Source organism: Nocardia uniformis NBRC 13702, assembly GCF_001613345.1.
GTDB lineage: Bacteria > Actinomycetota > Actinomycetes > Mycobacteriales > Mycobacteriaceae > Nocardia > Nocardia uniformis.
The window spans coordinates 46,713-52,881 of the sequence record NZ_BDCE01000032.1; the positions used below are offsets into that span (position 1 = coordinate 46,713).

General features: G+C 62.1%; 5 protein-coding genes, 1 pseudogene and 1 other annotated feature. Of the genes and pseudogenes, 3 read left to right on the forward strand and 3 right to left on the reverse strand.

All coding sequences use genetic code 11. The features are described 5' to 3' along the window. Window positions 1-17 precede the first annotated feature (17 nt). The 3 genes from NU1_RS08970 to NU1_RS08980 form a co-directional block, all read right to left on the reverse strand. Window positions 18-1,097, reverse strand: coding sequence for an ISAs1 family transposase (locus NU1_RS08970; protein WP_245720015.1), 1,080 nt, complete (start codon window positions 1,095-1,097; stop codon window positions 18-20). A 379-nt stretch (window positions 1,098-1,476) separates the two neighbouring features. Further along, window positions 1,477-1,905, reverse strand: a complete 429-nt coding sequence (locus tag NU1_RS08975) for a DDE-type integrase/transposase/recombinase (protein ID WP_157552058.1) — start codon at window positions 1,903-1,905, stop codon at window positions 1,477-1,479. Window positions 1,906-2,170: 265 nt separating this feature from the next. Continuing rightward, window positions 2,171-2,449, reverse strand: coding sequence for a transposase (locus tag NU1_RS08980; RefSeq protein WP_067519300.1), 279 nt, complete (start codon window positions 2,447-2,449; stop codon window positions 2,171-2,173). A 671-nt stretch (window positions 2,450-3,120) separates the two neighbouring features. Between NU1_RS08980 and NU1_RS43115 the strand changes: the two genes are divergently transcribed. The 3 genes and pseudogenes from NU1_RS43115 to NU1_RS09000 all read left to right on the forward strand — a co-directional run bounded on the left by NU1_RS43115 (window position 3,121) and on the right by NU1_RS09000 (window position 6,112). After that, entirely contained in the window at window positions 3,121-3,945 is an 825-nt protein-coding gene (locus tag NU1_RS43115; protein WP_245720016.1) for an HNH endonuclease, read from the forward strand. A gap of 363 nt (window positions 3,946-4,308) precedes the next feature. Further along, window positions 4,309-4,719 (forward strand): hypothetical protein, encoded by a 411-nt coding sequence (locus NU1_RS08990; protein ID WP_067519303.1) that lies wholly within the window; start codon window positions 4,309-4,311, stop codon window positions 4,717-4,719. A 136-nt stretch (window positions 4,720-4,855) separates the two neighbouring features. Further along, window positions 4,856-6,112 (forward strand): annotated as a pseudogene (locus NU1_RS09000) (IS3 family transposase). After that, window positions 5,143-5,271: a sequence feature (AL1L pseudoknot), on the forward strand. Its footprint overlaps the pseudogene before it by 129 nt. Window positions 6,113-6,169: the final 57 nt, after the last annotated feature.

Consider the following 6,169-nt stretch of genomic DNA (forward strand, 5'->3'; position numbering starts at 1 on the left):
CTCCGGCAAAGTCTGTTTTAGCAAATCTTCAGCAGTTCGAGTGGCCGTTTGTGCTGGTAGGAGTAGTAGCGGAGGCCGCAGGCGATGTTGTGATGACCGTGGAGTCGCAGCAGACCGATCGCTGTGTTTCGCAAAGTGGCCATGACTTGCGGACCGGCGCCGGTGCGAACACGGGAGCGGTCCTCGTCGAAGGTGACATCACGAACGCAGTGCACCCGGTTCTCGATGTGCCAATGCCCTTGCAACCATGCCGCTAACTGCCGGGGCGTGGCCTCGTCTGCCGACAGGCTGGTGATCGCGTAGACGGTCGCGCTCGCGAATTTCCGTGTCCGGGCGTCGACACGGCGGCGCGTGATCTTCAATGCCAGCCGGGCACTTGGGAACCCGAGCCCGCCGTCGATCCGCAAGGCCTTGAGGGTGCGGGTTTCGTGGCGGCCGTGCCCGCGTGAGCGGGTGCGATCGCCGGTGCGGATCGAGTGCCACGGTAGTTTCTTGAGCGTCTTGCGCAGCTTGGGTTGGTTGTCCTTGACGGTGAGCAGGTAGTGGCCGCCGAGCTCGGTGATGTAGGTGGCGGTGTCGCGGTTGGTATGCATCGCATCGGCGGTGATGAGCATCCCGTCGATATCGATCCTCGCGAGAAGCTCACGTAGTAAAGGGATTTCATTGGTCTTGCCGTCCACATCGACCTGCCCCAGGATTACCCCGAGTTGCTGACACACCCCGGACAGCAAGTGCCTCGCCCGGCCCGCCGCATCCCGGGAGCCGCGCAGGGACTTACCGTCGAAGGACACCACCCGGCGACCAGGCACCACGGTCCGGCGCCACATCCACGCCTCGATCGCCGAGTCCAGCGCATCGGGGTCCAGGGCTTGCAGGAACCGGCGGATCGTCGATTCCACCGGTACCGAACCGCCGAATCCGAGCTCGGTCAGCACCGTAGCCGGCGCCTCGGCGACCCATTGACCGATCGCGGTCAGCGAGCGCGCACCCGCCAGAACCGCCGCCAGCGCGGCAGCCAGAATCGCTCGCGCCGAGTACCGCACACCGCGACGAGCCCGCGGATCGACGACTTCTCCCAACACTTCCAGCAAACTCACCGCACCGGGCAAAAGGGTCGATTCACCACCCTCACAAGGCAACTCGACGGACGGGATAAGGATGGGAGATGATGACATGGGCACGGCAGGCTCTCCGGGTGTGACGCACTTGTGGAGAGGCGATCATCTCGAGCGCCGCCGTGCCCACCAATTTTTCTTTCCTGGCGTGTCGGGCAAATGGGCATAAAAACCGCAGGTCAGCCTTGACAGGACGACTTTGCCGGACCCCTGGTCCACTCTGCCGGGTCTTGCGCTCGAGGTGCAGGGACATTCCGGCAACAGCACGCTGCCTCGAACCTGACACCAGCGGGCACCGCGTGCTGCGCTCAGATACTTCTGGGGCAGTTTGACGGAGCTTCAAGAGCAAACGGTCGGTCCATCACAGAACTGCGATGGACCGACCGTTTCCAGTGGACCTAGTGGGACGTTTCCCGTTCTGCCACGGCGATCCCGGATCGATGAACGAGGCATCGACACCAGCGAATCGACACCAGTCCCGCATCGCGTACGCGGTCATCTCGGTGCCGTTGTCCATGCGAACATGCGTCGGCCTGCGACCGGTCGTCGCGATGATTTCATCGAGCACACCGACGAGCTGATCCGAGGTGCACGAACGGAATGCTCTGGTGTCCAATGCTTCTCGGGTGAACTCGTCGACGATGTTGAGGAACCGGACCTGCCGTCCGTCGACGGTGACATCGACCTGGAAATCCAACGCCCACATCTGATCCGGAAACGACGCCCTCAACCGCTGATCGCGGCCCGGTCCGATACGGCGCTTCTTACGCACCCGGCACGGTCGCTTCAAGCCCTCCTCACGCCAGAGTCGTTGTGTGCATTAATGATTGGTGACAAAACCTTCACCGCAGCACAGTGCGCTTTGCGCCATGCCCACCGCAGATGCTTGCGCGAGATTGCCCGCAGCCGTTGCCGCAGGCGTCGTTCGATCTCTTCGACCGACGGGGACCGACGTTGCACCGATCGGGGCTGCCCGACCACTCGGCATGCCCGCCGTTGCGACACCCGAAACCGTTGCCGCAGAACCACGACCGCTCTGCGACGGCGGTCCGGGCTCAGAAATTTCCCCGGTTCACTTCCTTGAGCATGTCAATATCGAGGGCCTGCTCGGCGACCATCTTCTTCAGCCGCGCGTTCTCGCGCTCGAGCTCCTTGAGCCGTTTCGCGTCGTCGGATTTCATGCTGCCGTACTGGGCCTGCCAGCGATGCCAAGAGGCCTCGGAAATCTCGAGGTGTTTACACACCTCCTCGATCGAGAATTTCTCCCCGATCAGCTTCTCGCCCTCACATAGTTGGTGGATGATCTGCTCAGGGGTGTGTCGTCGTCGCGCCATGTCGTGATCTCGTCCTCCTGCACCCATTCTGGTGCATCAGAACTCTCACAACCGCTGGACCTGCCCAGAGGGCTCCAGTCAAGCGTCCACGACGACGGATCCGTAACTATTGCGGCAGCAATCGGTGGCGAGCCGAATCGCCAGAACGGCTACTGGCCGGGCGAGTACATCGACTCGGCGGCAACCGAATCCGCAATAGTAGACCTACTGGGCTTGGTTCGGTCCGTTAGCCAGCATCTCGGCACCACCGAGTACGAGACACGGGTAGGGATCGAATGGGCTGGTGAGGCACCCCTGGTCATCTACACGGTCGATGGTTTCGGATTCCAGTACGAAGGAGACTCGATTCCGTTGGCTCGCTACAGTCCAGTCACCGCAACGATCAACGCAAGCGCGGACGACAGCAGCTACTTCGATCGGGACCGAGATCTCGCTCGCGATTGCGTGAACCAGGGAGGGATTTCGGGACTCCGGCTCATCCAGCCGCAATCTCAATAAAACGAGAGCAGGACTGCCCCAGCTGCAGTTGCCGTACACCCCGATCGCAGAGCCACCACACCAGCGTCGAAATTGGGCCGGGTTCGGCGCCTGCCACCACCTCCCGTTTCTGGCCGTCGGAAAGGCAGCTGCCATCTCCACGACGTGTCGGTGCGGCGTGCGATAGTTGCCGGATGGATCAGGGTGGGAGCGCTGGCAACCTCGAACTGGCGCAACAGCTTCGACAGATGATTCGGTTCGACCCCACGCGCGCCTACTACGCCTTAACCCTCCGTGCAGACAGACGCGGTATACCCTTCTGGTCTCGCCATACTCATTGGGTGGGCTGGTCGGAACGAAAGACCGGCTGGGAGATACGAGTCGCCAGTCTTGTCGATCCGGAATCCATGACCCACGCCTGGGATGCAATGCGGCAGCAATGGCTGGTCGTGTACGACGACTTCAGTCTCGCGATCTTCATGCGACGGGGTGGTAATGCGCTCGTCGAACAGTCAGTAGCCGAAGCACATCTCGCAACCGCGATAGGGCCGTCCGAGTGCGTCAGGGACGGAACGGCCGAAGTAGGCGGATTCGGATTCGTCGCGACCGGCCACGTCCCCGACGATGACGTGGATCGCCGAGCTCCATCCAGATCCCTGCGGATGCAAGTGTTGAAGCGGGATGGCTATCGATGTGTTGTTTGTGGCCGAAAAGCGAAAGATCACATTGATATTGAGCTACATGTCCACCACCTCATTCCCTGGCGGATGGACGGACCTACTACCGAGGAGAACCTCGTAACCCTCTGCGGAACCTGTCACAAGGGCCTCTCCCCTGACTATGAGCCCCAGCTGCGAGAACTCGCCGGCCTACCAGGCAGGGCAGGGCCGGTGATCGGGGCAGGTAATGCAGAGTTCGATGAAGAGGTCACACGCTACCGTCAGCATGTCCGCGATTTCCTTAACCGCGTAGAAGGCAGCGATGGGGCGAATCCCTCACCGCGTGGCATCGAGCAATAGCCCTGACCTGACCCACGATTTCGGTCCGGGCGTGGGAAAGCCTTGCGCCCGTGCCAAGCCTGATGCGCGTGCTGGAAGCCAGCGTGCGGGTCGGCCCGCCAGGTGATCGGCATCAGGATGCGCGTATCTGGTAGAAAAATGCGGAGCCCGTGCCTGGTTGACACAGGCACGGACTCCGCTCGCTTCTATTGAGCTGTGCTCGGACCGGTCAGCGGAACGCGGTGCCGACGGCATCCTTGACACGCCCCCTCTCCGTAGAGGATGGCCGATGAGGGAGCAGGGAGAAAGAAAAGCCCGATAGACACACGACCCCTCGCCGGACTCGCCCGCCTAATCCAGCCATCGCTGCTACGCTCGCCGACCGTGACGACAGCCATCGCCCTGGGAACCGCTGCGATCCCGCCATTCTTCGCGCTGTTCACGAAGTTCTTTTTTGACGAGCGCGACTCTGGACGTACACGGAAGATCAAACAGCTTGCCCAGTTGGCCGACACCATCCCGGAGAGCCACCGACAGCCATTGCTCGACCTCCTCGACATTCAGATCGAAAGGTATGCCCACCGCAGTTCACGAAAGTTGGACGGAAGCACACTCGCCTTGATGATCGTTCTCAGCATCCTGACGGCACTGCTGACCTGGGGCGGCATCATGCTTGCCATCAATGTACACGTCTGGGTATTCGGAATCCTGACGGCAATCATCGCGCTGTTCGGCGTACTGCTGATCAGCGTGGGTGGTGGATCGAACCTGTACAAATACCCCGATGCCTCGTGAGCTAACAACCTGGCCCGGTCCAGAACGAAGGGTGCGACATAAAACCGTCGAGCCAACCCAAAAACATTGAGGCACCTTCGAACTGAACCGTCACGGGTTGGGGGCCGCTTCTTCCTAGTGGAAGATGGTTCCCATCATGACGAAGCGTTACCCGCCCGAGGTTCGCGAGAAGGCCGTCCGTCTGGTCCTCGACCGCCTCGATGAGTTCGAATCCCCGTATGCCGCCGCCCGCGCGATCGGCCCGCTGGTGGACGTGCATTACGAGACGTTGCGAGTGTGGGTGAAGAAGGCGCTCGCGCAGGGCGCGCCGCTGGCCGGCAAGGCCGGTGCGGGGTTGTCGGCGGCCGAGCGTGAGGAGCTGGCGCGGCTGCGTAAAGAGGTCCGAGATCTCAAGCAGGCCAACGAGATCCTGAAAGCGGCCTCGGCTTTTTTCGCGCGGGAACTCGACCCGCGACACCGCTGATCGTCGGGTTCATCGACGAATACCGCCAGGTCTTCGGCGTCGAGTCGATCTGTCGTGCGCTGACCGCGCAGGGAATCCAGATCGCGCCCAGGACCTATCGCAAGGCGCGACGTCGACCACCGTCGGCGCGCGATATCGCAGATGCTCACGTGGAGAACGCATTGCGTGATCTGGCGGGTCAGCCGGAGCAGATGTATGGCCGCCGGAAAATTACTCGCTTCCTGCGCCGCCGCGGCCATGATGTCGCGTTCTGCACCGTGGACCGGATCATGCGCGAGCTCGGCATGAACGGGATCGTGCGTGGCCGCAAGCTGCGCACCACGGTCCCCGCCAAAGACGGGATCCGCGCTGGTGACAAGCTCAATCGCGACTTCACTGCCGCCGCACCGAATCTGGTGTGGGTCGCCGATTTCACCTACGTGTCAACCTGGACCGGATGGGCGTATGTGGCGTTCGTGTTCGACGCCTACTCCCGGGCGATCGTCGGCTGGACCACGGCCGCCACGAAAACGACCTCGCTGGTGTCCAAGGCGCTCAACATGGCCGTGTGGCGGCGTGATCATTACGGGCACCCGATCGAGCCCGGACTGATCCACCACAGCGACGCCGGGTCAATATACTTCAGTGAAAGTCGTTGAGACACTGATGCTTTCGGGTCTCCGCCCGTCGATAGGATCAGTGGGCGATGCCTTCGACAACGCCCTCGCGGAGACCACGATCGGGCTCTACAAGACCGAGGCGGTCCGCGACGATTCACCGTTCCGGAGAGGGCCGCTGAACCGGCTGGCTGACGTCGAGCTACTCACCCACGAATGGGTCGCCTGGTTCAACGAGTCCCGGTTGATGCACCGGCTCGGCCGTCGACCACCGACCGAGTACGAAACCGACTACTATTCGACCCGCTCCGAGCAACCGGCTGCAGACAGATAAACGGGTGCGCACGAAAGCCGGGGCGATTCAGGCTCTCCGATCGCAGTCGTCCCGGTA